This window comes from Flavobacterium micromati (genome assembly GCF_900129585.1).
In the GTDB taxonomy this organism is placed as follows: Bacteria; Bacteroidota; Bacteroidia; order Flavobacteriales; family Flavobacteriaceae; genus Flavobacterium; species Flavobacterium micromati.
This window is the reverse complement of the sequence record NZ_FQWF01000004.1, coordinates 120,464-145,778: the sequence shown is the minus strand read 5'-3', so window position 1 is coordinate 145,778 and position 25,315 is coordinate 120,464. Positions and strand designations below refer to the sequence as shown.

The window sequence follows — 25,315 nt, the reverse complement described above, 5'->3', positions numbered from 1 at the left end:
AACCTTAATTTTCTTAATGCCAGAAAAAACAGTAGTAGTTTCAAATAGATGTTGATCTAATCGACTATAACTTTATAAGTTGGGTCTTCGAGGATATTAACATCAATAACCTGGTTTGCTTTTATCAATAGTGTTCTGCAATCAGCACTTAAATGTCGTAAATGAATTACTTTATTGACTCTGGCGTATCGCTCCGTAATTTTGTTGACTGCACCAATTGCACTCATGTCGGTAATTTTACTTTCTTTAAAATCAATAATGACTTCTGCTGGATCATTAGCAACATCGAATTTTTCTAAAAAAGCGGTAGTAGATGCAAAAAATAAAGGACCGTATATTTCATAATGCTTCACTCCTAATGCATCAATATATTTCCTAGCGCGAATTTTTTTAGCACTTTCCCAAGCAAAAACTAATGCTGAAATAATGACTCCAATTAGCACAGCTAAAGCTAAATTATGTAAAACAATTGTAATTACAGCGACTGTAACACCTACAAATATATCGTGTCTCGGCATTTTGTTGATGATTCGGAAACTTGCCCATTCAAAAGTTCCAATAGCTACCATAACCATAACACCTACTAGAGCTGCCATTGGAACTCGCTCAATTACTGGTGCACCAAATAAAATTATAAGTAATATGGTCAAAGCAGCAATAATTCCAGACAACCGTGCTCTAGATCCTGCAGATAGATTGACTAATGTTTGTGCTATCATAGGACAGCCACCCATTCCAAAGAAAAAACCATTCAGAATATTTGAACCACCTTGCGCAATACACTCTCTATTGCCATCTCCTTTTGTTTCTGTAATTTCGTCTACTAAGTTTAAAGTCAGCAAACCTTCAGTTAATCCCACAGCAGCCATTATCAATGCATAGGGAAATATAATTTGTAACATTTCTAAATTTAATGGAATTTCCGGAATATGAAAAGGAGGAAAACCACCGCTTATCGAAGCAATATCTTGCACAGTTTTGGTTTCAATTCCGAAGAAAAAAACTAGAGCAAATACAACTATTATAGCAACTAACGAAGCAGGAATTGCCTTTGTCAATTTTGGTAAAAATACAATTATAGATATTGTCAGCACCACTAATCCTAGCATAATAAAAAGAGGATTTCCGCTTAGCCAAGTCATTTGCCCATTTATTATCGTTTTAAATTGTTCCAATTGCGACATAAAAATAATTACCGCTAGGCCATTTACAAAACCAAACATAACAGGCTGCGGCACTAATCGGATGAATTTTCCAAGTTTAAAAATTCCGACAAATATTTGTAACACTCCGGCTAGAATTACTGCAGCAAAAACGTACTCTAAACCATGTGATTTCATTAATGCTATCAAAACAATTACCGTTGCGCCAGCTCCACCTGAAATCATTCCCGGTCTCCCTCCAAAAACAGCTGTTACTAAACCAGCAATAAAAGCAGCATACAAACCCATCAGTGGCGGAAAGCCAGCTAAGATTGCAAATGACAATGATTCTGGAATCATTGTCATAGCTACTGTTAATCCTGCTAAAATTTCAGTTCGGAAATTGACTTTTTGAGAAAAATCAAATAGATTAAATACTTTTTTCATAGATTGTTAGAAAGCGCCTTATCTTGAATTTCATATTGAAATTAAATGAGAGCTATTTTGTTAAATATCCCTATTTTGATTGATACAAACCAAGGAAATATAATTGGGTGGGTTTTTGAAACAGAAATGCAAAAGTAAAAATTTTAAAAGCTTTATCCTAATGCAGAAAGGACTGTCGGAAAGTTTAAAACAACCAAAATTTATCATAAATAAGCACTAGATCTACTATAATACTTTCTAATTCGATCAAAATATATCATCTTTGAATGATATTTAAATTTCAATTTGAATGAACTTATTAATTTAAATCAAAGCAGCACTTTAAAAAGATTATTTTATGAAACTACTTTATACTTTATTTTTTACCTTTTTTGTATCTAGTACTTATTCGCAAACTGCGAGTGAACATTTAGAAAAAATTAGGGATAATGAAGCTGAATTAACTGCTTTCTTTTCACAAATGCCAAAGGGCGGCGACATACACCATCATTTTTCGGGATCTATTTATGCTGAGCCATTGTTACAACGTGCCATTATCGAAAATTTCTATTTGAACACTGAAACGATGGATGTTAGAAAACAGAAAACTACATCAGGAAACTGGGAATTATTTTCTACTCTAAAAAGTAAAGGAACATTAGAATTGTACAAACAAAAAATTATGCAAAAATGGTCTGTAAAAGACTATAATGGCGTTAATTATCCATCAGATAAGTTGTTTTTTGAATCCTTCATGAAGTTTGAGCCAGCGATTCAAGGAAATTTTGCTCAAGGTATGTTGGAATTAAAAAACCGAGCAATAAAAGAAAATCTAAGTTACATTGAAACTCAATTATCAACAATCCCCACAGCAATAAGTACTGATGACTTGGCAAAATTCAATACTAGCTTGCGAAAATTAGCTTTGGTAAAAGATGAAAAAGCAATCATGAAGTCTTTAGATTCTGTATATAACTCGTTCCTTAAAAAAGGAGTCGAAACGGATGCGAAAAAATTCAACATGAACTTTGTAACCAAGTTACACAATGATTTAAAAATTGATGATTCCCAATTCACAATGCGCTATCAAAATTTTGTGTTGCGTTTTATGGAACCTGTAGATTTATTTAAAAATTTAGTTATTGCATTTATCTCTGCAGATCAAAGTGACCTGATTGCTGGCGTTAACATTGTTTCGCCAGAAGATGGTGAAACTTCAATGAAGGATTACTGGTTGCACATGGTCATGTTTAAATACTGTAACTCCCGTTATCCAAATGTAAAATATACAATGCACGCTGGCGAACTTACTCTTGGACTTGTGCAACCAGAAGAACTGACGTGGCATATTAACGCAGCGGTTTATATCGCGGGAGCAAATAGAATTGGACACGGTGTAGATTTAGCTTATGAGACAAATTCGTATGAATTATTGCGTTATATGGCGAAGAATAAAATTCCCATTGAAATCAATTTAGTAAGTAATGAATTTATTTTGAAAGTAAAAGATAGCCGCCATCCTTTGACTTTATATAAAGATTTTGGCGTTCCTATAGTTATCAGTACTGATGATGCTGGAATCTTACGTTCTAATATGACCGAGCAATATGTGTTATTAGCCAAAAGATACAAAGATGTTTCTTATCGAGATATTAAAGAATTTGTCTACAATAGCATTATTTATAGTTTTATCAAAGAAGAAAAAGTTAAAAAACAGTTGTTAAGAGATTTAGATAATAGATTTAAAACTTTTGAAGAAAAATTTCCTTTAAAATAGTCTGCTTCAAAAAAAGATATTATTTGACAAACACCAAACTCGCTTAGATTTTTTTAAGCGAGTTTGGTGTTTTTATAAATCAAGTTTAATAAAATACTTGCTTACGGTTTTAAAGAAAATAAATGATTAAATTTGATAGCATGATTTATTTTGGGAAAAAAAAGTTATGTTTTTGGACTTTTAAAAATTGATTTACAACAACTTCTAAAAAAATTTGAAATGGCATTTATCGATTATTACAAAGTTCTTGACTTGGATAAAAAAGCAACTGAAGCCGAGATAAAAAAGGCTTATCGGAAGCTGGCACGCAAACACCATCCCGATTTAAATCCAAACGATAAAGAGTCCGAAAAAAAGTTTAAGGAAATAAATGAGGCAAATGAAGTATTGAGTCATGCAGAGAACCGTAAAAAATATGATGCGTATGGTGAAAACTGGCAGCATGCAGAGCAATTTGAAAAATCAAAACAGCAGCAAGGAAACGGTCAACAAGCAAGTTATGGCAATGATACTGATTTCTCTGATTTTTTCGAATCTATGTTTGGCGGTAGAACTTCTGGAGGCGGTTCTAGAACGGTTCAGTTTAAAGGACAAGATTTCAATGCTGAATTACAACTAGATCTAAAAGACGTTTATACAGCTCATAAAAGAACACTGACTATTAACGGTAAAAATATTCGGATTACAATTCCAGCTGGAGTTGAAAATGGACAACAGATAAAAATTAGTGGATTGGGTGGCGAAGGCAGTAATAACGGTCCAAAAGGTGATTTATACATAACTTTTTCGATAGAAAATCATACTAATTTTAAATTAGAAAAACACAATCTTTATTCCATTGTAGATTTAGATTTATACACTGCTATACTTGGAGGAGAAATTACTGCAGAAACATTTGATGGAAAGGTAAAACTAACTGTAAAACCAGCAACTCAAAATGGGATGCAAGTTAAACTGAAAGGAAAAGGATTTCCAGTTTACAAAAAAGAGGGAGAATTTGGTGATCTATATCTCACTTATCAAATACAAATTCCAGCAACTCTTTCTGAAAAAGAAAGAGAATTATTTACAGAACTTGCTAAACTTAGAACATCATGAATCTAGAAAATCTTATCCCGCTACCCGAATTATGTTCTCTTTATAAAATGGAAATGTCCTTTTTTACAAATCTCAGCGAGATGGGTTTAGTTGAAATAAAAACAGTTGAAACTATATCCTACATTGATTCGGATTGCATTTACGAAATCGAAAAAATGATTCATATCTATCAAGATTTAGACGTAAATATTGAAGGAATTGATGTAGTTTTTAATTTGTTACTAAAAATGGATACACTACAAAGCGAAATTATATCACTAAAAAATAGATTGCGTTTGTACGAGAGTTAAACGTTTAAGACTTTTTTCTAATTCATTGGTCTTGATAATGTTACATAAAGGAACTATTTACAAAATCTCCGCTACAATGTTTTTAATGCAGCAACAAGTGCTTCAATATCTTCGCGAGTATTGTGATAACTGAAAGAAATACGCAAACTTGGTTTTTTCAAATCGTCATCAGATAAAATTTCTGCTAAAACATGAGATGGTTTTATACTTCCAGATTGGCAGGCACTACCTCTTGAAACTGCAATTCCTTTCATGTCTAAATTAAATAATATCATTGCTGTTTTATCTTCTGAAAAAGGCAGTAATACATTTAAAATCGTATAAAATCCATTGGTTCCACCATTAATTTGAAACGATGGAAATTCAATTTCGAGTTTCGAAAGAAGATACTCTTTTAAATCTAAAATATGGTTTTGCTGCTCATCAATGTTTTTATAGGAGAGTTCTAGTGCTTTTGCCATTCCAGCAATTTGGTGCAAAGCTTCAGTTCCTGCTCGTAATCCTTTTTCTTGGTCTCCGCCAAAAAATAGCGGCTGCAATCCTGAATTTTTACGAATAAACGCAAAACCAACTCCCTTAGGTCCGTGAAATTTGTGCGCACTAGCCACTATAAAATCGGCTGTACATTTTTGTAAATCGATTGCAGTTTTGCCAATAGATTGTACGGTATCAGAATGAAATAAAGCACCGTGTTCCTTGCAAATAAGGCTTACGCGATCTAAATCTAGCACCGTTCCTATCTCGTTATTAACATGCATTAAACTAACTAATGTTTTTTTATCTTGAGAAAGTAATTCAGCTAAATGAGTAATGTCGATTTCACCATTCGGCTTTACATTTACATAATCCACTTGAACATCAAATTCTTTTTCTAAAACTAATACGGCGTACAAAACCGCATGATGTTCTATTTTACTCGTGATAATGCGTTTTACTTTTAAATCTTTCACCGCTGATCTAAGAATCCAATTGTTAGCTTCAGTTCCGCAGGAAGTAAAAATAATTTCCTGTGCAGTTGCATTCAAATTTTGTGCAATTAACTTCCTAGAAAGTTCTAATATATTTTTAGCTTTCCTTCCTAATGCATGTGTTGAAGAAGGATTTCCGTAGTCTTCTGATAATACTTTAGTCATTTCTTGTATTACTTCAGGACGCATTGCGGTAGTTGAAGCATTATCGAGATAAATATTTTTCATTTATAAAATTTTAAAAATTAATTAGAACCCTCAATTTCTGGTGGAATAACGTTGCTTTTTGTCGAATGCAGCGCTTTATAATTAAACACTACAATTGCAATTAAAATTAAAAAATAAGATACATACTGAAGCGAACTAATTTGCTCATTGTAGTAAAAAATTGCCAACACAAAGTTAATAATTGGGTTGATATAAATCATTATTCCCACAGCTGAAGAGTTTATTCCCTTGAGCGCATACAAGCTTAAAAACAGCGGAATTATAGTAAACAGCACCACAATGATTAACATAAATCCGTAAAATAATGGCTGGGTAGGTACAGCACCACTGTATTTTGGATAAAAAGGAATTAAAACTATTGCTGTAAAAACAAGTTGAATGGTCAAAGTTAGAAATTTGTCCATTTCACTATTTTTACGCTGACTTACAAGGTACAAAGCGTAAGTGGCGGCTACAATTAAACTATAAAAGAAATCACCAAAATGATCCAACGAAAGCAAAACGCAGGCAAATACACTCATCAAAACTGCTCCCCATTGCCATTTACTAAGTTTTTCTGATAATATTAAATAAGCAAAGACCGTTGTTAGGATGGGACAAATTAAATAGGCAAGAGAAGCTGCATTAACACTAACGTGGTTCACTACGTATATAAAAACAAACCAATTTAACGTTAAAAAAACACCTCCACCTAAAGTTAGTACAACAATACTTTTTTTCTTTTTTGAATCACAATTTTTAAAATTTGTCCAATTACTACGAATTATATTTTGACGAAAAAAAAGGTTTACCAAAACCATAATAATAACGCTAAAAAATACTCGATAAAAAAGTATATCTAGAGAAGCAAAATTATGCAACGGTTTCAATGCAAAACTGAAAAAACCCCAAATAAAGAACGCTATAAAAGCAGCAGAATAATACTTATTAAGTGACATATGGCATTAAAAATTTGCTACAAAGATAATGATTTCAAAGCTTTTATTGTTAACCAAGTTCAAACCATCAATAACAAAATATATCAATATTTTTGAAAAGAATAGAGTGTAAAAAGCTTAAAACAATTTATATAAGCGTGCTATTTTTGATTGTGAATGCATCGGAACAAATTAAAAATTCTATTTTTGTAATAAATATTTTGATAATGAAAAAAATAATAGGTTTACTAACGCTAGCCGTTTTATTAAATAGTTGTGATGATGGAGATTTAACACAAGAGAATATTAATTTTGATGAAGTAGCTGTGCAGAAATGCACTCAAAACAACTTGCTCTTCAAACTAAACGAGAACGAAGCGCTAATTTTTGAAGCTAACGCAATAACTTTTCCTACGCAAACGATTGACCAAGAATTTACAATAAGTCCTACAAATCGAGTTGTATATCGATTTTACAATAATGTTGTTAGCACCGAAACGATCTGTGAAACTATTGCTCCCGCTACTCCAGTAGTCTCTGATCAGTGGAGTGCTTCTGGAGGGAATATTATTATAAAAACCACAGCGGTAAAAACAACAGATGATAAAGACAACAGTTCGAAAATTTCTGGCTACAGACACAATATCACTTTTAAGAACATCACTTTTATTAAGTCAAATGGAGGAACTCAAGTATACGAAACATTTATATTTGGCGATTACATTATAGGTGCTACAGCATTGCCATTTGCCTTTAACAAAATTTTAAAGCAATGTCCAATTTCCAAACAATTATATGACAGAAACAGCAGCGAAGCTTTTATTTTAGATATCGACCCTACCTTAGTTGTAAACGTAGCTACACCATTAAATTCTCCAAGAATTGGATTAATTAGTGATACTAAAAACAAACTCACCTATAGATTATTTTCTGGCTTACTTACCGATGATTACTTTTGTAAAACTGTACTTCCTGCAACTCCGCCATTAGTTGAAGAATGGATTGCTGTACCAGGAGTAGAAAACATTAGCGGGACTATTGAGGTCACGACTACCGTTTTCGGCAACGGATTTAAACACACTGTAATCATTAAAAAAGCTCGATTAAAGAAAGGTAATAGCGATTTTCTTTTGGGTGATAACTACATTTATGGCGAATTATTGACGACAAATTAGATGGTAAATTAAATGTGATTTGGTTTAATGACCGTGTTTTCTAATTGTAAAAGTCCAATTTTAAATAACTTTCAACAGTGAAATTTATTTAAAATTGGACTTTTTTTGAAGTTCTAAATATAAAGTTGTGTGATTACATTGCACTTTGTTTAATAAAAACTTCCGTTGCTCCTTGACCGTATTTTTGATAATTTCCTTCTATAAAAGCGATATTGTCATACCGTCCAAGCAGAAAATCTAGCTCTGCTTTAAGCACGCCTTCGCCAACTCCATGAATAAAAACAATCTTGGGAATTCTATTTCTAATAGCAAATTCTATATGACGTTTTGCTGTTTCTGTTTGCAAAGTAAGAATATCATAATTTGACATTCCTCGCTTATTGGGAACTAGTTTTTCTATATGTAAATCAAACTCTGGAGCTGGGATTTCGTGTTTGGATTTCTTTTCTTTCACAAAGCTACGCGCTTTTGGAATCTCCTTTTCTTTTGCAATTTCATCTACATTAATTCTTTTGATAGAATCCATTAAGTTACTGGTATTGTTTATCTTAATAAGTTCTTTGACATTAAAAGTCATCACAAATCCATCTTCTGTTTCAATAGTAACTTGATTATCTTTCACTGATAACACTACCCCATTCATGTCTTCGTCAAGCACTGAAACTTTGTCTCCCTTATTAAACATCTGTATCTTCTTTATCTTGGTTTTTACTTGGCGTTTTAGCACTCAGCTGCATCATTCCAATCATAAAAATTACAATTGCAATAACCATTATGTATATATTTTTATCGGCGCTTGTCTGCTGATACAACGCAACAACAATGGCAATAATCATTATGGGGATTATAAATTTTTTCATCTTTAAAAATATCAGATTCCAAAAGTAATCAATTTAACATTGCCGATAAATTTTTTCAGCCGTTACTTATTTTTTCGTAAAATTGTAAAAAATAAAACAATGGATTTAGAAAAATATATGTTTCCTTGTTTAAGTAAAACACTCTTTGGAATCGAATGTTTAGGCTGCGGATTTCAACGCAGTTTCGTTTTGTTACTACAAGGCGATTTTTCAGGATCTTTCAAAATGTATCCAGCACTTATCACCACCATTTTATTTCTAGGAATTATTGCTTTAAGCTTTATTCAAAAAAGTAAAAACTACAACAATCTAATTTTTATTTCAGCTGTATTAAATGGAATTTTTATGGTTGCTAGTTACATTTATAAGCACTACTAGACCCATTTTGAATTCGTAATGATTTTTATGAAAAATTATTTTATTCGAGATAATATGTCATTCATCATTTCGATTTGAACCTTCTGAATTTCTATTAATTCTTCTTGCTGATGCATAATTAAATGATCTAACTTTTCATGCAACATCCTTATTTCAAGTTCTGATTTTAGATTGATCATGTAATCTTTTTTAGCTCTTTCTCTATCTTTTTCCTCCTGACGGTTTTGACTCATCATTATCACTGGCGCTTGCAATGCTGCTAAGCAAGATAAAATTAAATTCAATAAAATAAATGGATACGGATCAAATCCTTTATTGAGAAGCAAATAAATATTAGCCAAAATCCATAATAAAATAAAGATGCCAAAGAGAATTATAAATTTCCAGCTTCCGCCAAAAGCAGCTACTCTATCAGCTACTTTTTGCCCAAAAGTTCGAATGCCTAAATCCTCCTCTAAACTACTTACTATCGACACGCCCTCCTGAAGCGACCCAATCACTTTATTTTCTAAATTAGTAAGTTCTCCAATTTCAACCGAGAGATAATTAGAAATATATTTCTCCCTGTACAAATTGAGCTCTTCAATGGTTAGGAAACTTTTCTCATCAAAATCAGGAAAGTCACTCTGGATTAATGATAATATTGGATTTCTAAGTGTTTTAGCAGAAATCTTATCATCGGCTTTGAATTCTTTCTTAGAAATATCGCTTATAAAAGTTAAATTCTTCTTCATGCTTCGCTATTTAAAAGCTAATTTAAAGTTATTTCTATTAAATTATATCCTTTTCCTTTTGTAAAAAAGATACGCATACATAAGTTCCCTTTTTATAAGATAAAATTAATCACAATTTTGTTAAAAACTATCGATATAAAAACAGTAGGTTTTGATAAGTGCTTGGCTTAATTCCAAATACTTCAATATCTTTGCTGTCAACATTTAAATTAAAGTTAATGATTTTCTGGTATTTTATTTTCTCTACCAAATCTTCGTGTTGTTGCTAAAAATAAACTTCTTTTTACTGCAAACAACATAAACAACTGCGCTTTATAATCACGTATGCGATTAGTAAAAGCCATCATAACATTTACAAAACATATTATGAAATATCAAAAAATAGTGAATCTAATAGGTAATACACCACTAGTAGAATCGACGACTTTAATTCAAAATAAAAACGTCAAACTTTTATTGAAATTAGAAGGCAATAATCCAGGAGGAAGTGTAAAAGATCGCGCGGCTTACAACATGATAAAATCTGCCATAGATAGAGGCGATATTAAAAAAGGAGATAAACTGATTGAGGCCACAAGCGGCAATACTGGTATTGCTCTCGCGATGATTGCGCAATTATTCGACATAGAAATTGAACTAGTGCTGCCAGAAGATTCCACAAAAGAGCGCACCCAAACAATGCGTGCTTATGGCGCAACAGTGATTTTGACACCCGCGAGTACAGGAATTATAGGCTCAAGAGATTATGCTGATAAAAAATTGGCCGAAGGAGGATATGTTATGCTAAATCAGTTCGCCAATGACGATAATTGGAAAGCGCATTACAAAACAACAGGACCAGAAGTGTGGAATGACACTGAAGGAACGGTCACTCACTTTGTGGCTGCAATGGGAACCACTGGAACAATCGTTGGAACATCCGCTTATCTCAAAGAAAGGAATCCATTGATCCAAATCATAGGCGCGCAACCCAGCGATGGTTCTCAAATTCCTGGAATTAGAAAATGGCCTCAAGAATATCTTCCAAAAATTTACGATGCCTCAAAAGTGGATGTCTTAATTGAAGTTTCAGAGAAAGAAGCACGTGCAATGACAAAGCGATTGGCTCTGGAAGAAGGAATTTTTGCTGGAATGAGTAGTGGTGGATCAGTTACTGCTGCAATAAAAATAGCGAATACATTAGAATCCGGCGTGATTGTCGCGATTATTTGTGATCGAGGAGATCGGTATTTATCATCTGACTTATTTGATTAAACTCAGACGAAATAAATTTAAATAGGGATTGGTTTTGCTACAAAACCAATCCCTATTTTCATTATTTTTAAACTAAAGTAGCAGATGTAGAAATAGCTGCATTCAAAACCTTCGAAATCGGACAGTTTTTCTCTGCTTTTGTTACGTGTTGTTGAAAAACAGAATCAGTTATGTCTTTTATTTTAGCAGCAATCGTTAAGTGAGAAGTAACAATAGCGCCATTCACTAAATCTATGTCACATTTAGATTCGATGCTGTCAATTTCAAAACCTTCCTCACTGAGATATGCTGATAATTGCATTGTAAAACAACCTGCGTGCGCTGCTGCAATCAGTTCTTCAGGGTTCGTTCCTACACCTTCTTCAAATCGAGATTTAAACGAGTATTGTGTATCGTGAAGTGTAGTACTTTGCGTTGTAAGTTTTCCATGTCCTTCTTTAAGAGAACCATTCCAGACTGCTGTTGCATTTTTTTTCATATGTGTTTTGTTTGTTTTTTATTGGAATATGGAATTCGCATATCTTCATCGGTGTTTGCGACCAAATCTAGATCATGCTCATTTCATAATTATAGTTTTTAATGAGTTATTTATTATCGTTTTAAAAACATAATTTCGCGAATAAAGTTTTAGAAATAAAACGTTCTATTAATTTTAAAATGAAAAATCTATTTACAATTCGATAATATTATGTTCTCAAATTTAAGACTTTCAAAAAAAAGAAATAAGGGAATAGATTATTTTTAACGAAAGTTTAAAGTACTGCCTTCCATTTCGGTAATTTTATTTTTAGCATTTAGAAGTCTAAAATTATTAATCCTTTTTTTTTTAAAATAAATACTAAATAGCACTTTTACAAATATGTATGAAGAACCAAGAAAAAACTCAAGACTGGGCCAATTTAACTAAATACCAAACTCAAAATTCGCAACTTCAAATTATTATTTATGAAGAAAAAAGGATTGTTTTCATGGGCGATTCGATTACTGAAATCTGGAGTACGATTTATCCCCAATTTTTTTTAAACAAACCATATATCAACCGTGGAATTAGCGGTCAAACAACTCCTCAAATGTTAGTTCGTTTTAGAGCCGATGTGGTTGCTCTACATCCAACTGCGGTAATAATCTTAGCTGGAATTAATGATATTGCTGGAAATACTGGTTTTTCTAGTATTGAAATGATTAGGGATAATATTTTTTCTATGGTAGAAATAGCCAAAGCAAATCAGATAAAAGTTATCATTTGCTCTATTTTGCCCGCAGCTGATTTTAGCTGGAAACCCAACCAAGAACCTATTGAAAAAATTAAAGATTTGAACAAAATTCTAATCAATTATGCTACTGAGAATGATCTTATTTATGTCGACTATTACTCTTCGATGGTGGATGATAAAGGAGGATTAAAAATAGAATTCTCCAATGATGGCGTTCATCCCAACATAGCTGGCTATCAAATTATGGCTCCCCTTGTGGAGAAAGCCATTGAACGTGCTTTAATGAAAAATTAAGTTTAGAAAAGTATTTGGAAATCGACGAAATCATATTCGCATCTCCCCTGCCCCTGATTGCAGCGGAAAACCCGCAGTGGCATAAGCCCAAAAAACCGTGCGATAAAAGAGCGACCAAAGGAAGCTCCTTTTATAGCCGGTTTTAGGCTTATGAAACGAGGATTTGCAGCGGAAAGCAGGATGAGGCCCAAATAAAAAGGAGACTTTTTGAAAATATTTTGAAATTTGAATTTATTAAACCAACCAAAGGTTTATTTTTGCGCCATGGCTAAGAAAAATACAGACAAAGTTGTCTTTCATCAAATAAAAGTCCTTGATGCTGGTGCAAAAGGCGTTTCGGTAGCAAAGGCTCCCGATGGAAAAGTAATTTTCATCCCAAATGTCGTTCCTGGCGATGTGGTAGATGTACAAACTTTTAAAAAGCGCAAAGCTTATTACGAAGGAAAAGCAGTTCATTTTCATGAATATTCTGAGCATAGGATAGAACCTATATGCGAACATTTTGGAGTTTGCGGCGGTTGCAAATGGCAAAACATGAAATATAGCCAACAATTGTATTACAAGCAAAATGAAGTTTTAAATCACTTACAACGAATAGGTAAAGTTGAACTTCCCGAATTTGAACCAATTTTAGGTTCAGAAAAGCAGTTTTTTTACAGAAACAAAATGGAATTTTCTTTTTCGAACAGCCGTTGGTTGACCGAAGCCGAAATTGGCAGCACGGAAGATTTGGGAAACAGAAATGCCCTAGGTTTTCATATTCCAAAAATGTGGGACAAAATCTTGGACATCAATAAATGTCATTTACAGGAAGATCCATCAAATGCTATTAGAAATGAAGTTCGCGACTTTGCAAATGCAAACGGGTTGACGTTTTTTAACCCAAGAGACCATTCTGGTTTGTTGAGAACCTTAATGTTGCGCACGGCTTCAACTGGAGAGATTATGGTTTTGATTCAGTTTTTCGAAAATGACAAAGCTAATAGAGAATTACTTTTAAACCATCTTTACGAGAAATTCCCTCAAATAACCTCTTTACAATACGTTATAAACAGTAAAGCAAATGACACACTTTATGACACTGATATCAAGTTATACAAAGGCAGAGACTACATTTTAGAAGAAATGGAAGGGTTAAAATTTAGCATTAATGCAAAATCTTTTTACCAAACAAATTCTGATCAAGCTTACGAATTATACAAAATAACGAGAGATTTTGCAGGATTAACTGGCAAGGAATTAGTTTATGATTTATACACAGGAACAGGCACAATTGCGCAATTTGTTTCTAAAAACGCTAAAAAAGTAATAGGTGTAGAAAGTGTTCCTGAAGCTATAAAAGATGCAAAACTGAACGCTGAACGCAATGAAATTACTAATTGCGAATTCTTTGTAGGTGATATGAAAGTAGTGTTCAATGATGATTTTATCGCTGAACATGGTCATCCCGATGTTATTATTACTGATCCACCGCGAGACGGTATGCACAAAGACGTGATAGAACAAATCATGAAAATTGCCCCTCAAAAAGTGGTTTACGTTAGTTGCAATTCGGCCACGCAAGCGCGTGATTTAGCTTTAATGGATGAGAAGTATAAAGTTACTCGTGTACGACCGGTAGATATGTTTCCACAAACGCATCATGTGGAGAATGTGGTTCTATTGGAAAAGAAAGCCCCCTGACCCCCAAAGGGGGAAACGAAATCACTATTTTTGAATAATGATTTTTTATGTCAATCGATTTTGAATTTCAGATTTTAGATTGTTATTTATTTTTGAATATACTTAAGAATAACCAACAGGAAAAATTTTTCACTTTTCACTTTGGACTTTAGACGTTAGACTTTGAACTTTTACCATTTTATGAAAAAAATAATTTTAGCTTTGTTTGCGGTAGCGCTATCTTTTTCCAGTTGTGAGAAAGATGATATTTGTGATGCCAATACGCCTACTACTCCAAGATTAGTAATTAACTTTTTTGACTTTACAAATCCTTCGGTTAAAAAAAGTGTGTCAAATCTAAAGGTAGTTGGTGACGGAATGACGAGCGGTGTGTTAATTAATGGATCAGAAACAACAAGTTCAAATACCATTTCGCTTCCACTAAGAACTGTTGGAACCACTACCACTTTTAGTTTGACTTTAAATTCTGGTAATGCGAATGTTGATTTAGTTGACGAGGATATTATCAAATTTGATTATAGCACTCAGGAACTTTTTGTTTCGAGAGCGTGCGGATACAAAACAATTTTTACATTGGATCCTGTAAATCCTTTTACGCATACTGATCCAATTGCTGAAAATCGAAAATGGATCAAATCTATTGTGGTAAAAAAAAATAATATAACTAGCGAAAATGAAATACATATTGAAATTTATTTTTAGTTTTTTTCTTTTTTTATCACTGCTGGTGGCGCATTCTCAAGAAACAAGTCCACGAGTAAAACCAACTAAAAAAGTTACTCAGGAAAAAAGTGTTCCAGCAGTTATTGAAAAACAACAAATTCCTGAAGCACCTACAAAATTGGTGAAAATTGAGCCTGCCGCACAAAAAAAAGATTCCGTTATTCAAAAAATAGATCGATATGGTTTAAGAGTAGGGCTAGATTTGTATAAATTGACACGCGGTTTGTACGATAGCAATTACAAAGGGCTAGAAGTTGTGGGAGATTATCGCTTAACCAAAAAGTACTTTTTAGCCGCCGAACTGGGAAATGAAAACAAAACAACCGACGATGATCGCGTGAATTTCACCACCAAAGGTTCTTACCTAAAAGTAGGATTTGATTACAATGGCTATCAAAACTGGCTGAACATGGAAAATATTATTTCAATTGGACTGCGATATGGTTTTAGTACTTTTAACCAAAGATTAAATAATTACAGAATTTACAATTCTACCCCGTATTTTCAAGAAACTCCTATAATTCAATCAGGACAACAGTTTAATGGCTTGTCAGCCAGTTGGATTGAAGTTGTTGCAGGATTGAAAGCCAAAGTATTTGATAATGTTTTTCTAGGTTTTAGCCTTAGATTAAATCGATTAGTAACGAATAAAGAGCCAGATACATTTTCTAACCTTTATATTCCTGGTTTCAATAGAACGTATGATGGTAGTTTTGGAGTGGGTTTTAACTATACAGTAACTTATTTTGTTCCAATTTATAAAAAGAAAATAAAAACAATTGTGAAGTAGTGAATTAGAAAATGTCTCAATGAGATAATTATACTATTAATATCTTCTATTTACTGTTAAAAAGAATTGAAATTTCTCAGGCTAACTGCGTCATTATTATTGTAATGAAGCACGAAACGTTGTTTGTAAGTTGTTCGTAATCTCGACTGCGCCCGATTTGACAAAAACATGAAAGTAATTTCAAAGACCATTTGGTATTAGTCAAGAAGAAATATGACAAGTAGAAAATTAAAAAATAAAGCAATTAGTTAATTGAAAAGACTGCATAAAAAAAGAGATGATATTTTAAAAATCACCTCTTTTTTCGGTTAAACCCAAATTATTTTAAAATAACCAATTTTTTAATTATTTCACATTTTCAAATTATCTAATTTTCTAATTATCCAATTTTCTAAAAAAAACTATCCAATTTCCTTTACATCTTTCATGAAAATCCATTTCATGTAAAACTTTTCGCCGTCTTTAGTTTTTACAGCCTGAAATTTTGGTGAAAGGATTGTGCCAACGAAAAAAGCAGTTACGGGAATCCAATAACCTGTTAGATTAGTGTATTGTTCTACTAAATATCTAGCAGAAATAAATAATATCGCAAAGCATCCTAATTGATAAAGGAATGCTCTTATTTGTAATTTACTCATCGTTTAGTGAATTTACAGGTTGTCTCTAATAAAAAATTAATTTTCCGCACCAATTTATAGACTAGCATCAAGATTAGGTGAAATTTTCTCCGCAGCTCCATCCGCGCCTTCAGAAAGAGTAGCCGAAGCAAATTTAGTTCTCTTACTTCCTTCGTACATTTCGTATTTTACTAATCTGGCTTCTAAACCTGCATTGAAAAGTTTAATTTTTCTAGACGGTTTTAATCCAACATATTTCAGTGCTTCAAGATTTGCAGTAATCATCCACGCATTAGTTCCTGGATAATTTTTCTTCAAGGTGTCTCCAATATTTTTATAAAATTCTTCCATGTGAATATCCAAACGTTCATCATACGGCGGATTAAAAACAATATGTAACTTACCTTCGGAACTTTTGAGAGTATCAAAAAAGTTGTTCTCTTCAATTGTAATGTAATCGTCTAAGTTTGCATTTTTGATGTTATCTTTTGCTTTTTGCACGGCACTAGGTGCTTTATCGTAACCTTTTATAGTATGATGAAACTCCCGAACACGTTTTAATAAACTGTCTGAAATGGCATCAAAAAGATCATTATCCCAATCGTTCCATTTTTCAAAAGCAAATTCTTTACGATTGATATTTGCTGGAATATTACAAGCAATCATAGCAGCCTCAGCAAGAAAAGTTCCAGAACCGCACATCGGATCTAAAAAATCTGTTTGTCCATCCCAACCCGAAAGCAACAAAATTCCTGCGGCAAGAACTTCATTTATAGGAGCAATATTAGTTGCTGTTCTATAACCGCGCTGGTTTAATGCATTCCCAGAAGTGTCTAATGCAACAGAAACTTGGTCTTTATCAATATGAATGTTAATTCGTAAATCAGGATGTACTTTATCAATACTTGGCCGCTGACCTGTTCTTTCACGAAACTGATCTACAATAGCATCTTTACACTTTTGAGAAACAAATTCCGAGTGATTAAAATATTCAGAGTGCACTGTAGTATCAATCACAAAAGTTTGATTTGCATTTAGCAATTTAGACCAGTTCATACTGGCAATTCCTTTGTACAAAGCTTGTTCATTATTAGCCTTAAAAAAATAAATAGGTTTTAGGATTTTTAAAGCGGTACGTAAAGCTAAATTTGCTTTATACATAAATCCTTTATCTCCCTTAAAACTTACCATTCGTACTCCTTGCTCGACATTTTGCGCACCCAGCATTTGCAACTCTTTTGCTAATATCTCCTCAAAACCAAAAAAGGTTTTGGCAACCATTTTAAAATTATCTTCCATTTGCCTCCTTTGCCCTTAAAGTGGGCATTGTTATCGTTATATTTGGCAAAAATACACTAATTTTGCCTGAATCGAATTAATTGAAAAAGAATAAATGTCTGAAGCTGAAAAACTGTCAACAGAAAATAAAATAAAACCTCCTGAAAAGTGGTACTCCTCATGGTTTGATACTCCATATTATCATATATTATATAAAGAGCGCAATTACAGAGAAGCGCAAATTTTCATGGATAATTTGACGCATTATCTCAATCTTCCTGAAAAAGCAAAAGTTTTGGATTTAGCATGCGGAAAAGGACGTCATTCCATTTATTTAAACCAATTGGGTTTTGATGTTCTTGGAGCTGATTTATCTGAGAATAGTATAGAGGAAGCCAGTAAAAACTCTAACGAAACACTTCACTTCAAGGTGCATGACATGCGTGAACCTTTTGAAGAAAAATATGATGCCATTTTCAATTTGTTTACTAGCTTTGGTTATTTCGAAAATGACGAAGACAACTTAACTACACTCAAAGCTATTAAAGAAAGCTTGACTGAATATGGGTTTGCAGCAATTGATTTTATGAATGTTCATCAAGTTCTTAATACTTTGATTCCTGAAGAAATAAAAACTGTTGATGGAATTGATTTTCACATAAAACGCTACGAAAAAAATGGACACATTTATAAAGAAATCGATTTTGTTGACGAAGGACAATCCTTTCATTTTATTGAAAAGGTGAAAGCTTTGACTTTAAAAGATTTCGAGGAATTAATGGAAGAAGCAGGAATTTATTTACTTGATATTTTTGGAGATTATAAACTGAAAAAATTCCACAAAACAGAGAGTGAGCGCTTAATTATGATTTTTAAATAAATGAATTACATTTTACCCTTACTTTCCGTACTCATAGGATATGTAATTGCGCTGGTTTTAAAACCAAAAAACAAGATAAATTTAAAGTTATTATTAGCTTTTAGTGGCTCATTCCTACTTTCCTTAACTGTAATGCATTTATTACCAGATGTATATCAAGTTGATTCAGATACTATTCCTAATAAATACAATTATACTGCAGGTATATATATTATGTTAGGGATTTTATTCCAAATCATCTTAGAATTTTTCTCAAAAGGTGCGGAACATGGGCATGTTCATGGACACCCAAACATGTCGCATATTCCTTGGTCATTGTTTATAAGCCTATGTATTCATGCTTTTTTAGAAGGATTTCCAATAGGTCATAATCATAGTAATTTAGCACTGGGAATTGCAATTCACCATTTGCCAATAGCCATTATCTTGACAACATTTTTTTTAAATTCACGCTTAAACAAAAAAGCAATTTTTGTATTCATGATGACATTTGCTTTAATGACGCCGCTAGGAACACTAGCCGCAGATTATTTTACAGGGTTGCAACGCTATCATAGCCAAATTACAGCGGTTGTAATTGGTATTTTATTTCATATTTCGTCGACCATTATTTTTGAAAGTAGTGAAGGACATAAATTTAATATTGCCAAAGTTTCAATGATTGTCATTGGCATTGCATTGGCATATTTTTTATAATTTAATAATTTGGCCGCGTTTGTCGCAGCGAAACTGGGCTATACACTGTAATCTTTTTTATTTTGCTACGGCTACAGAAAAAAAGTGTGCTGGCAAGGAATGATTCTTCAAGCACTTAAAATAATGACAAGAACAAGTTGTTCACCATAATTTCAATAACATTAATAATGACATTCATTAAAACAACGGAACAGCATTCAAAATATGAACATTTAGAAAAAATGCCATTATCAGATTTGCTATACAATATTAATCAGGAAGACAAAATAGTTCCACTTGCTGTTGAAAATGCGCTGCCACAAATTGACAGTTTAGTAGCCGCAATTGTAACCAAAATGAAACGCGGTGGACGTTTATTTTATATTGGAGCGGGAACATCAGGCCGTTTAGGAATTTTGGATGCATCAGAGTGTCCGCCTACTTTTGGAGTTAAATTTGACTTAGTAATTGGTATTATTGCTGGCGGAGATTCGGCAATTCGTAAAGCGGTAGAGAATGCCGAAGACAATTTTACTCAAGCATGGCTAGACCTAAAAGAGCACAATATTAAGGAAAATGATGTAGTTGTTGGGATTGCCGCTTCAGGAACAACCCCGTACGTAATTGGTGGATTAGAACAATGTAATAAAAATAATATTGTTACGGGATGTATTACGTGTAATGCCGGAAGTCCTTTGTCTCTAACAGCAAAATTTCCAATTGAAGTAGTCGTAGGTGCTGAATTTGTCACTGGAAGTTCCCGTATGAAAGCTGGAACAGCACAAAAACTAGTGCTAAATATGATTAGTACCGCAGCTATGATCCAGCTTGGGAAAGTAAAAGGTAATAAAATGGTCGATATGCAGCTTAGCAATAGCAAACTCGTTGATCGTGGTGTAAAAATGATTATGGGTGAAGTTCCAATTTCATATCAAGAAGCTAGTGTATTATTAGAAAAAGAAGGAAGCGTGCGCAAAGTGATTGACATTTACACTAAATAACATGGTTAAGTCAAGTTTAAAAACGAACTTGCATTATAATTTTATCTTCTAAAAAATGGCAATAAATAGAGAACTTTTATCGAAAGGAATTACTTATTTAGCAGGATCGTTACCGCTTCTGTTTTTAGGACCAGTTGTAATTCACAATGCTTTTATGAATAAGCAAAATATTTGGCATTATTTAGTCCTAGCGATTGGCATTATAATCTGTATCGCTGCAGTCTACTTTGCTTATAAAGGTTTATCTGTAATTGTAAAAAGTTTATTTAACGATTAATGGAGGATTTAATTCATATTCAAAAAACATTTGAAAAAATCGATTGGATCAATAAGAGAATTAACAATCGTGAATTTGAAGATTGTGTATTTAAGAATTGCAATTTTTCGAATAGTGATTTTTCCAACAACACTTTTATGGATTGCGAGTTTATTGATTGTAATTTATCAATGGCTGATTTGATGAATACAAGTTTAAAAACTGTTGCTTTCAAAAATTGTAAGTTACTTGGAATCCATTTTTCCAAATGCATTGATTTTCTATTTAATGTAAGTTTTCAAGATTGTATATTGGATTACAGCTCTTTTACTAATAAAAAAATGCTAAAAACAAAATTCAGTTCTTGCTCGATGAAAGAAGTTAATTTTGCTGGAGCAAACCTTACTAATTCAATTTTTGAAAATTGCAATCTGGATAATGCCACTTTCAATGACACGCAGTTAGCAGCTGTTGATTTTACTTCTGCATACAATTATAAAATTGATCCTGAATTTAATCCAATGAAAAAGGCTAAATTTTCTACACAAGGAATTTCCGGTCTTTTAGGTAAATACGATATAAAAATACAGTAAAATAATTGCCTGAAACCTGAAGCTTGTAAAAGAAGACAAATGAAAAAACACTCGCAATTTATGACTTAGTTGTAACCTACAATTGCACACACTCAATTAATAATCTCTCTATATATAAAATTACAAATGAAAAAACTAATTTTTCTTCCCGCATTCCTCCTACTTTTCTCTTGTTATGATAAAGAGCGTAGCTGCAAAGATTTTAAAACTGGAAAGTTCAAATTTGAGCACGAAGTTGAAGGAGTTGTAAAAACTACTGTTTTTGAAAGAAATGACAGCATTGAAATCGAAACTTTTGAAGGAAAGATAGATACTGCCTCAATAAGATGGATTAGCGACTGTGAATATGTGCTGCTTAAATTACACCCAAAAAACATGGCCGAAGAGAAAGCTATAGGAATGAAAATTTTGACAACCACCAAAAATTCATATACCTTTGAATTTGGAATGGTAGGTTCTGATGCTAAGCAAAGAGGCACGGTCACCAAAATTTCCGACTAAATAAGTAAAATAAATTAATTAAAAAAGATGGAAGTATTTTTAAATCCAGATGCGTGGATTGCCTTATTAACATTAACTTTTCTTGAAATCATATTGGGAATTGATAATATCATATTTATCTCAATTGTAACTGGAAAATTACCCGTTGAGGAACGAAAAAAAGCAACACAAATAGGTTTGTTTTTAGCGATGTTCATGCGTATCGCTTTACTTTTTGGAATTACACTTTTAATTGCGATGAAAGCACCTTTTTTCAGTATTGATTGGGGCTGGTTTAGTGCTGAATTTACCGGACAAGCGATGATTCTTTTCCTTGGAGGTTTATTCTTGATTTACAAGAGTACAAAAGAAATTCATGAAAAAGTAGATCATAAAGGAGAGGAAGAGCACGATTTAAAAATAGCAGTTGCCAAATCGTTTTCTAACGTTATATTTCAAATTCTTCTCATTGACTTAATATTTTCCGTAGATAGCATACTGACTGCAGTTGGAATGACTAATGGTGTTTCTGGCGCATTGTACATAATGATTACTGCGGTGGTAATATCGGTGGGAGTTATGATGCTTTTTGCAGTTCCTGTTGGAAATTTTGTAAATGCAAATCCTTCTATTCAAATTTTAGGTTTAGCTTTTTTAATTCTGATTGGCTTTATGCTAATTACCGAAAGTATGCATTTATCAAACGCCTCTTTAGTTGGAGAACATGTTGGTGCGGTCCCAAAAGGATACTTATATTTTGCAATTGCTTTTTCACTTGGTGTCGAATTCTTAAATATGAAAATGCGAAAGAAAATCTAAATTTTATTCCAAAAAAAAGCGCTCACCGAGCGCTTTTTTTTTATTCTAAACTCAACGTTATCTGTCCATCGTCATCTAACTGAATATCGGATTCATCAACATCTTCAACTGCTGTCGACTCTGGAATTACCTCAACTGGAATTTCATAAAACAACGGTTCTAACAAATTTACTTGTTTCAATTTATCAGCTGTCAATTGATTTCCTAACGCTTTAAAACCTTTTATTCCTATATAGGATTCAACATCTATAGTCTGAGTTTCTTTTTGAACTCCTTTCACTTTTGTAAATACTAGTTCAGCTACCGGGCGATAATCTGATGATACGATTTCTAATTGTGAATTAGGGTGTTCAGTAATAAAACTCTCCTCTTTATTTTCAGTTTCAATCAAGAAACGTTTTATGTAATATCTTTCCTTTTCACCATCAAAATATATGGCCGAAATCGGTTTTTTGGGAATCCATTTTTCTAAAATGATCATTCCTTGATCAAAATGAGTGGATAATTCAGGGGTAACCACCTTTAGCTTTCCAGATTGTGAAATAATCAGAATTTTATCGCTTGGTCTAAATTCGCCCAATAATTCACCTCTGCCGTCCACATTTAATCGTTGAACAGTGTCATCAAACCAAACTTTTCGCGGCAACAAAGTTGAAATTCCTTTCTCCTTCAATTCAATTTTTTTGATAGGATATTTGGTCACAGTGTTCCCTTTCGAACTTCGACCTTTAATCGTCAAACTAGCAAAATCAATATCGAATTTGAGTTTTTTAATGGTTCCTATTTGGCGAAGCAAAATCGTAATCACTTCCGCCTCGCCATTAGAATTACAAGAGAAATATAAAACTTGTGAACCTGCAGTTTCATTAGTTAAATCATACAGTTTATCTCGTGTAACACCCGAAACATTAAAACGTTTTATATACGAAGGACCTGATTTTCCATCACGGTAAATCATATTATAAATGGTACGTTTATCACTTTTATCAAAAATGGCAATGTGAATGATATCCTTACCCACAAATGTTTTGGCATCTACTTTAGTAATCATCATTTTTCCGCAACGGAGAAAAACGATAACATCATCAATATCAGAACAATCGGTTACATATTGATCTTTTTTCAAACTAGTTCCAACAAAACCTTCCTCTTTATTTACATATAATTTGGTGTTTCGCAAAACTACTTTCGTCGCTTCAATATCATCAAAAATGCGGAGCTCTGTTTGGCGTTCACGACCTTTCCCATACTTTTCTTTTAATTTTGCAAAATAACCAATTGCAAAATCGATAAGGTGATCTAAATGGTGTTTTACTTGTTCGATATCACCTTCTAAAGCTTCTATTTTATCTTGTGCTTTATTGCTGTCAAATTTAGAAATACGCATGATTCGAATATCCAATAAACGAAGTATATCATCTTCTGTAACCTCTCTTTTTAAATGTTCGATGTAAGGTTTTAAACCATCGTCAACAGCTTTTATAACTGTTTCTCGCGTGGTCATTTCCTCAATATCACGGTATATTTTATTCTCAATAAAGATGCGTTCCAAAGATAAAAAATGCCATTGTTCCTCTAATTCGCGTAATTGAATTTCGAGTTCACTTTTAAGTAGTTGTACTGTTCTATTGGTAGAAATCCGCAACATATCTGAAACTCCTATGAAAAGCGGTTTATTGTCTTCAATTACACAACCCAAAGGTGCTACCGAAGTTTCGCAAGCCGTGAAAGCAAATAAAGCATCAATTGTCTTATCAGGTGAAACGCCAGGGAAAAGATGGATTAAAATCTCAACCTCTGCAGCAGTATTGTCCTCAATTTTTTTGATTTTGATTTTTCCCTTATCGTTAGCTTTCAAAATACTATCAATCAACGTAGTCGTGTTGGTTGAAAACGGAATTTGGGTAATTACTAAAGTATTTTTGTCAAACTGCGCAATTTTCGCACGAACTCTAACACGTCCACCACGCAAACCATCGTTGTAATTAGAAATATCTGCAATTCCCTGAGTCATAAAATCAGGATACAGCGTAAACGGTTTTCCTTTTAGTATTTTTATAGAGCAATCAATAAGCTCGTTGAAATTATGCGGCAAAACTTTCATCGAAAGCCCAACAGCAATTCCCTCTGCACCTTGCACTAGAAGCAACGGAAACTTGACAGGAAGATTGTTTGGCTCAGCGCGTCGTCCATCATACGAAACGCCCCAATCAGTAATTTTTGGCGAGTACAAAACCTCAAGTGCAAATTTAGACAATCGTGCTTCAATATATCTAGAAGCTGCTGCGCCATCACCTGTTAATATATTCCCCCAGTTACCCTGACAGTCAATTAACAGTTCTTTTTGGCCTATTTGCACCATTGCATCACCAATACTTTGGTCTCCATGTGGGTGATATTGCATGGTGTGACCCACAACGTTTGCCACCTTGTTATAGCGACCATCATCTAACTCTTTCAAGGAATGCATAATTCTGCGTTGTACAGGCTTAAAACCATCTTCAATCGCAGGAACTGCTCGCTCCAGAATTACATACGAGGCGTAATCCAAGAACCAGTCCTTGTACATTCCAGTAACTTTGGTAATGGTATCGTTTCCGTCATCGTTATTATTGTAAAAATGCTGTCCTCCCGAAGTTATTATCTCCTCAAATCCTTCGTTAATAGATTCATTGGAATCATTCGAGTGGTTTTGTGAATCGTCCTGCGATTCATCTTCGTTTGGAATAATGTTCTCTTCTTCTTCGTCTTTCATTTATGCTGAA

General features: G+C 33.1%; 27 protein-coding genes. 17 read left to right on the top strand and 10 right to left on the bottom strand.

All coding sequences use genetic code 11. The annotated features are described in order from the left end of the window. Window positions 1-56 precede the first annotated feature (56 nt). Window positions 57-1,589 carry a SulP family inorganic anion transporter gene (locus BUB42_RS05720; RefSeq protein WP_073018085.1) on the bottom strand — a complete coding sequence of 511 codons (1,533 nt, stop codon included), beginning with the start codon at window positions 1,587-1,589 and terminating at the stop codon, window positions 57-59. Between the two features lie 337 nt (window positions 1,590-1,926). On the opposite strand from BUB42_RS05720, the gene BUB42_RS05715 reads away from it, so the two are divergent. From BUB42_RS05715 to BUB42_RS05705, 3 genes are all read left to right on the top strand, one after another. Next, a complete protein-coding gene (locus tag BUB42_RS05715) occupies window positions 1,927-3,345 on the top strand; it encodes an amidohydrolase family protein (protein WP_073018083.1) in 1,419 nt (472 codons plus the stop codon). 219 nt (window positions 3,346-3,564) lie between these two features. After that, window positions 3,565-4,443 (top strand): J domain-containing protein, encoded by an 879-nt coding sequence (locus BUB42_RS05710; protein ID WP_073018232.1) that lies wholly within the window; start codon window positions 3,565-3,567, stop codon window positions 4,441-4,443. After that, on the top strand, window positions 4,440-4,733 hold the full coding sequence (locus tag BUB42_RS05705) for a chaperone modulator CbpM (RefSeq protein ID WP_170857190.1): 294 nt from the start codon (window positions 4,440-4,442) through the stop codon (window positions 4,731-4,733). Before BUB42_RS05710 ends, BUB42_RS05705 begins: the two co-directional genes overlap by 4 nt. Window positions 4,734-4,804: 71 nt before the next feature. Here the strand turns inward: BUB42_RS05705 and BUB42_RS05700 are convergent, their stop codons facing one another. Both BUB42_RS05700 and BUB42_RS05695 read right to left on the bottom strand, forming a co-directional pair. Next, window positions 4,805-5,929 (bottom strand): cysteine desulfurase family protein, encoded by a 1,125-nt coding sequence (locus tag BUB42_RS05700; protein WP_073018079.1) that lies wholly within the window; start codon window positions 5,927-5,929, stop codon window positions 4,805-4,807. 17 nt (window positions 5,930-5,946) lie between these two features. Continuing rightward, complete coding sequence (locus tag BUB42_RS05695; RefSeq protein ID WP_073018077.1) at window positions 5,947-6,867, bottom strand: EamA family transporter; 921 nt, start codon at window positions 6,865-6,867, stop codon at window positions 5,947-5,949. A 206-nt stretch (window positions 6,868-7,073) separates the two neighbouring features. On the opposite strand from BUB42_RS05695, the gene BUB42_RS05690 reads away from it, so the two are divergent. Further along, window positions 7,074-8,021, top strand: a complete 948-nt coding sequence (locus BUB42_RS05690) for a hypothetical protein (protein ID WP_139257297.1) — start codon at window positions 7,074-7,076, stop codon at window positions 8,019-8,021. A gap of 133 nt (window positions 8,022-8,154) precedes the next feature. Here BUB42_RS05690 and BUB42_RS05685 read toward each other — a convergent pair whose 3' ends face one another. Then, window positions 8,155-8,706: a Smr/MutS family protein gene (locus BUB42_RS05685; RefSeq protein WP_073018074.1), complete on the bottom strand. Its 552-nt coding sequence runs from the start codon at window positions 8,704-8,706 to the stop codon at window positions 8,155-8,157. Continuing rightward, window positions 8,699-8,881, bottom strand: coding sequence for a hypothetical protein (locus tag BUB42_RS05680; RefSeq protein ID WP_073018072.1), 183 nt, complete (start codon window positions 8,879-8,881; stop codon window positions 8,699-8,701). Before BUB42_RS05680 ends, BUB42_RS05685 begins: the two co-directional genes overlap by 8 nt. A gap of 99 nt (window positions 8,882-8,980) precedes the next feature. Here BUB42_RS05680 and BUB42_RS05675 point away from each other — a divergent pair, with 99 nt between their 5' ends. Then, window positions 8,981-9,259: a DUF2752 domain-containing protein gene (locus tag BUB42_RS05675; protein ID WP_073018070.1), complete on the top strand. Its 279-nt coding sequence runs from the start codon at window positions 8,981-8,983 to the stop codon at window positions 9,257-9,259. Between the two features lie 35 nt (window positions 9,260-9,294). On the opposite strand, the gene BUB42_RS05670 is transcribed toward BUB42_RS05675, so the two are convergent. Continuing rightward, a complete protein-coding gene (locus BUB42_RS05670; RefSeq protein ID WP_073018068.1) occupies window positions 9,295-9,993 on the bottom strand; it encodes a DUF1003 domain-containing protein in 699 nt (232 codons plus the stop codon). A gap of 366 nt (window positions 9,994-10,359) precedes the next feature. Here BUB42_RS05670 and cysM point away from each other — a divergent pair, with 366 nt between their 5' ends. Then, a complete protein-coding gene (gene cysM, locus BUB42_RS05665) occupies window positions 10,360-11,247 on the top strand; it encodes a cysteine synthase CysM (protein WP_073018066.1) in 888 nt (295 codons plus the stop codon). A 67-nt stretch (window positions 11,248-11,314) separates the two neighbouring features. Here cysM and BUB42_RS05660 read toward each other — a convergent pair whose 3' ends face one another. Further along, window positions 11,315-11,725, bottom strand: coding sequence for an OsmC family peroxiredoxin (locus BUB42_RS05660; protein WP_073018064.1), 411 nt, complete (start codon window positions 11,723-11,725; stop codon window positions 11,315-11,317). A gap of 385 nt (window positions 11,726-12,110) precedes the next feature. Between BUB42_RS05660 and BUB42_RS05655 the strand changes: the two genes are divergently transcribed. The 4 genes from BUB42_RS05655 (at window position 12,111) to BUB42_RS05640 (ending at window position 15,951) form a co-directional block, all read left to right on the top strand. Next, window positions 12,111-12,755 (top strand): SGNH/GDSL hydrolase family protein, encoded by a 645-nt coding sequence (locus BUB42_RS05655; protein ID WP_073018062.1) that lies wholly within the window; start codon window positions 12,111-12,113, stop codon window positions 12,753-12,755. Window positions 12,756-13,019: 264 nt separating this feature from the next. Beyond that, entirely contained in the window at window positions 13,020-14,438 is a 1,419-nt protein-coding gene (rlmD, locus tag BUB42_RS05650; RefSeq protein ID WP_073018060.1) for a 23S rRNA (uracil(1939)-C(5))-methyltransferase RlmD, read from the top strand. Between the two features lie 180 nt (window positions 14,439-14,618). Next, the gene (locus BUB42_RS05645) at window positions 14,619-15,140 is read left to right on the top strand and encodes a DUF6452 family protein (protein WP_073018058.1); all 522 of its coding nucleotides are present in this window, start codon (window positions 14,619-14,621) and stop codon (window positions 15,138-15,140) included. After that, complete coding sequence (locus BUB42_RS05640) at window positions 15,112-15,951, top strand: DUF6048 family protein (RefSeq protein WP_073018056.1); 840 nt, start codon at window positions 15,112-15,114, stop codon at window positions 15,949-15,951. Before BUB42_RS05645 ends, BUB42_RS05640 begins: the two co-directional genes overlap by 29 nt. Before the next feature lie 401 nt (window positions 15,952-16,352). Here the strand turns inward: BUB42_RS05640 and BUB42_RS05635 are convergent, their stop codons facing one another. Together BUB42_RS05635 and BUB42_RS05630 are read right to left on the bottom strand one after the other, a co-directional pair. Then, the gene (locus BUB42_RS05635) at window positions 16,353-16,589 is read right to left on the bottom strand and encodes a hypothetical protein (RefSeq protein ID WP_073018054.1); all 237 of its coding nucleotides are present in this window, start codon (window positions 16,587-16,589) and stop codon (window positions 16,353-16,355) included. A 54-nt stretch (window positions 16,590-16,643) separates the two neighbouring features. Beyond that, window positions 16,644-17,867 (bottom strand): THUMP domain-containing class I SAM-dependent RNA methyltransferase, encoded by a 1,224-nt coding sequence (locus tag BUB42_RS05630; RefSeq protein WP_073018052.1) that lies wholly within the window; start codon window positions 17,865-17,867, stop codon window positions 16,644-16,646. A 94-nt stretch (window positions 17,868-17,961) separates the two neighbouring features. On the opposite strand from BUB42_RS05630, the gene BUB42_RS05625 reads away from it, so the two are divergent. The 7 genes from BUB42_RS05625 to BUB42_RS05595 all read left to right on the top strand — a co-directional run bounded on the left by BUB42_RS05625 (window position 17,962) and on the right by BUB42_RS05595 (window position 22,550). Further along, complete coding sequence (locus BUB42_RS05625) at window positions 17,962-18,726, top strand: class I SAM-dependent methyltransferase (RefSeq protein WP_073018050.1); 765 nt, start codon at window positions 17,962-17,964, stop codon at window positions 18,724-18,726. After that, the gene (locus BUB42_RS05620) at window positions 18,727-19,422 is read left to right on the top strand and encodes a ZIP family metal transporter (RefSeq protein ID WP_073018048.1); all 696 of its coding nucleotides are present in this window, start codon (window positions 18,727-18,729) and stop codon (window positions 19,420-19,422) included. Between the two features lie 167 nt (window positions 19,423-19,589). Then, window positions 19,590-20,402 carry an N-acetylmuramic acid 6-phosphate etherase gene (murQ, locus tag BUB42_RS05615; protein WP_073018046.1) on the top strand — a complete coding sequence of 271 codons (813 nt, stop codon included), beginning with the start codon at window positions 19,590-19,592 and terminating at the stop codon, window positions 20,400-20,402. A gap of 55 nt (window positions 20,403-20,457) precedes the next feature. Next, window positions 20,458-20,679 (top strand): DUF6095 family protein, encoded by a 222-nt coding sequence (locus BUB42_RS05610; RefSeq protein ID WP_073018045.1) that lies wholly within the window; start codon window positions 20,458-20,460, stop codon window positions 20,677-20,679. Then, window positions 20,679-21,251, top strand: a complete 573-nt coding sequence (locus tag BUB42_RS05605) for a pentapeptide repeat-containing protein (RefSeq protein ID WP_073018043.1) — start codon at window positions 20,679-20,681, stop codon at window positions 21,249-21,251. Before BUB42_RS05610 ends, BUB42_RS05605 begins: the two co-directional genes overlap by 1 nt. A gap of 126 nt (window positions 21,252-21,377) precedes the next feature. Next, a complete protein-coding gene (locus tag BUB42_RS05600) occupies window positions 21,378-21,752 on the top strand; it encodes a DNA topoisomerase IV (RefSeq protein WP_073018041.1) in 375 nt (124 codons plus the stop codon). A 27-nt stretch (window positions 21,753-21,779) separates the two neighbouring features. Further along, window positions 21,780-22,550, top strand: a complete 771-nt coding sequence (locus BUB42_RS05595; protein ID WP_073018039.1) for a TerC family protein — start codon at window positions 21,780-21,782, stop codon at window positions 22,548-22,550. A 40-nt stretch (window positions 22,551-22,590) separates the two neighbouring features. Here BUB42_RS05595 and BUB42_RS05590 read toward each other — a convergent pair whose 3' ends face one another. Continuing rightward, window positions 22,591-25,305, bottom strand: coding sequence for a DNA gyrase/topoisomerase IV subunit A (locus tag BUB42_RS05590; RefSeq protein ID WP_073018037.1), 2,715 nt, complete (start codon window positions 25,303-25,305; stop codon window positions 22,591-22,593). Window positions 25,306-25,315 lie beyond the last annotated feature (10 nt).

Coding starts and splice junctions, on each gene's coding strand:
- BUB42_RS05620 (WP_073018048.1), top strand. CDS start 18,727: ATGAATTACATTTTACCCTTACTTTCCGTACTCATAGGATATGTAATT.
- BUB42_RS05700 (WP_073018079.1), bottom strand. CDS start 5,929: ATGAAAAATATTTATCTCGATAATGCTTCAACTACCGCAATGCGTCCT.
- BUB42_RS05655 (WP_073018062.1), top strand. CDS start 12,111: ATGAAGAACCAAGAAAAAACTCAAGACTGGGCCAATTTAACTAAATAC.
- BUB42_RS05695 (WP_073018077.1), bottom strand. CDS start 6,867: ATGTCACTTAATAAGTATTATTCTGCTGCTTTTATAGCGTTCTTTATT.
- cysM (WP_073018066.1), top strand. CDS start 10,360: ATGAAATATCAAAAAATAGTGAATCTAATAGGTAATACACCACTAGTA.
- BUB42_RS05635 (WP_073018054.1), bottom strand. CDS start 16,589: ATGAGTAAATTACAAATAAGAGCATTCCTTTATCAATTAGGATGCTTT.
- BUB42_RS05720 (WP_073018085.1), bottom strand. CDS start 1,589: ATGAAAAAAGTATTTAATCTATTTGATTTTTCTCAAAAAGTCAATTTC.
- BUB42_RS05705 (WP_170857190.1), top strand. CDS start 4,440: ATGAATCTAGAAAATCTTATCCCGCTACCCGAATTATGTTCTCTTTAT.
- BUB42_RS05675 (WP_073018070.1), top strand. CDS start 8,981: ATGGATTTAGAAAAATATATGTTTCCTTGTTTAAGTAAAACACTCTTT.
- BUB42_RS05640 (WP_073018056.1), top strand. CDS start 15,112: ATGAAATACATATTGAAATTTATTTTTAGTTTTTTTCTTTTTTTATCA.
- BUB42_RS05590 (WP_073018037.1), bottom strand. CDS start 25,305: ATGAAAGACGAAGAAGAAGAGAACATTATTCCAAACGAAGATGAATCG.
- BUB42_RS05680 (WP_073018072.1), bottom strand. CDS start 8,881: ATGAAAAAATTTATAATCCCCATAATGATTATTGCCATTGTTGTTGCG.
- BUB42_RS05685 (WP_073018074.1), bottom strand. CDS start 8,706: ATGTTTAATAAGGGAGACAAAGTTTCAGTGCTTGACGAAGACATGAAT.
- BUB42_RS05610 (WP_073018045.1), top strand. CDS start 20,458: ATGGCAATAAATAGAGAACTTTTATCGAAAGGAATTACTTATTTAGCA.
- BUB42_RS05600 (WP_073018041.1), top strand. CDS start 21,378: ATGAAAAAACTAATTTTTCTTCCCGCATTCCTCCTACTTTTCTCTTGT.
- BUB42_RS05715 (WP_073018083.1), top strand. CDS start 1,927: ATGAAACTACTTTATACTTTATTTTTTACCTTTTTTGTATCTAGTACT.
- BUB42_RS05625 (WP_073018050.1), top strand. CDS start 17,962: ATGTCTGAAGCTGAAAAACTGTCAACAGAAAATAAAATAAAACCTCCT.
- BUB42_RS05595 (WP_073018039.1), top strand. CDS start 21,780: ATGGAAGTATTTTTAAATCCAGATGCGTGGATTGCCTTATTAACATTA.
- BUB42_RS05630 (WP_073018052.1), bottom strand. CDS start 17,867: ATGGAAGATAATTTTAAAATGGTTGCCAAAACCTTTTTTGGTTTTGAG.
- BUB42_RS05710 (WP_073018232.1), top strand. CDS start 3,565: ATGGCATTTATCGATTATTACAAAGTTCTTGACTTGGATAAAAAAGCA.
- BUB42_RS05645 (WP_073018058.1), top strand. CDS start 14,619: ATGAAAAAAATAATTTTAGCTTTGTTTGCGGTAGCGCTATCTTTTTCC.
- rlmD (WP_073018060.1), top strand. CDS start 13,020: ATGGCTAAGAAAAATACAGACAAAGTTGTCTTTCATCAAATAAAAGTC.
- BUB42_RS05660 (WP_073018064.1), bottom strand. CDS start 11,725: ATGAAAAAAAATGCAACAGCAGTCTGGAATGGTTCTCTTAAAGAAGGA.
- BUB42_RS05670 (WP_073018068.1), bottom strand. CDS start 9,993: ATGAAGAAGAATTTAACTTTTATAAGCGATATTTCTAAGAAAGAATTC.
- BUB42_RS05690 (WP_139257297.1), top strand. CDS start 7,074: ATGAAAAAAATAATAGGTTTACTAACGCTAGCCGTTTTATTAAATAGT.
- BUB42_RS05605 (WP_073018043.1), top strand. CDS start 20,679: ATGGAGGATTTAATTCATATTCAAAAAACATTTGAAAAAATCGATTGG.
- murQ (WP_073018046.1), top strand. CDS start 19,590: ATGACATTCATTAAAACAACGGAACAGCATTCAAAATATGAACATTTA.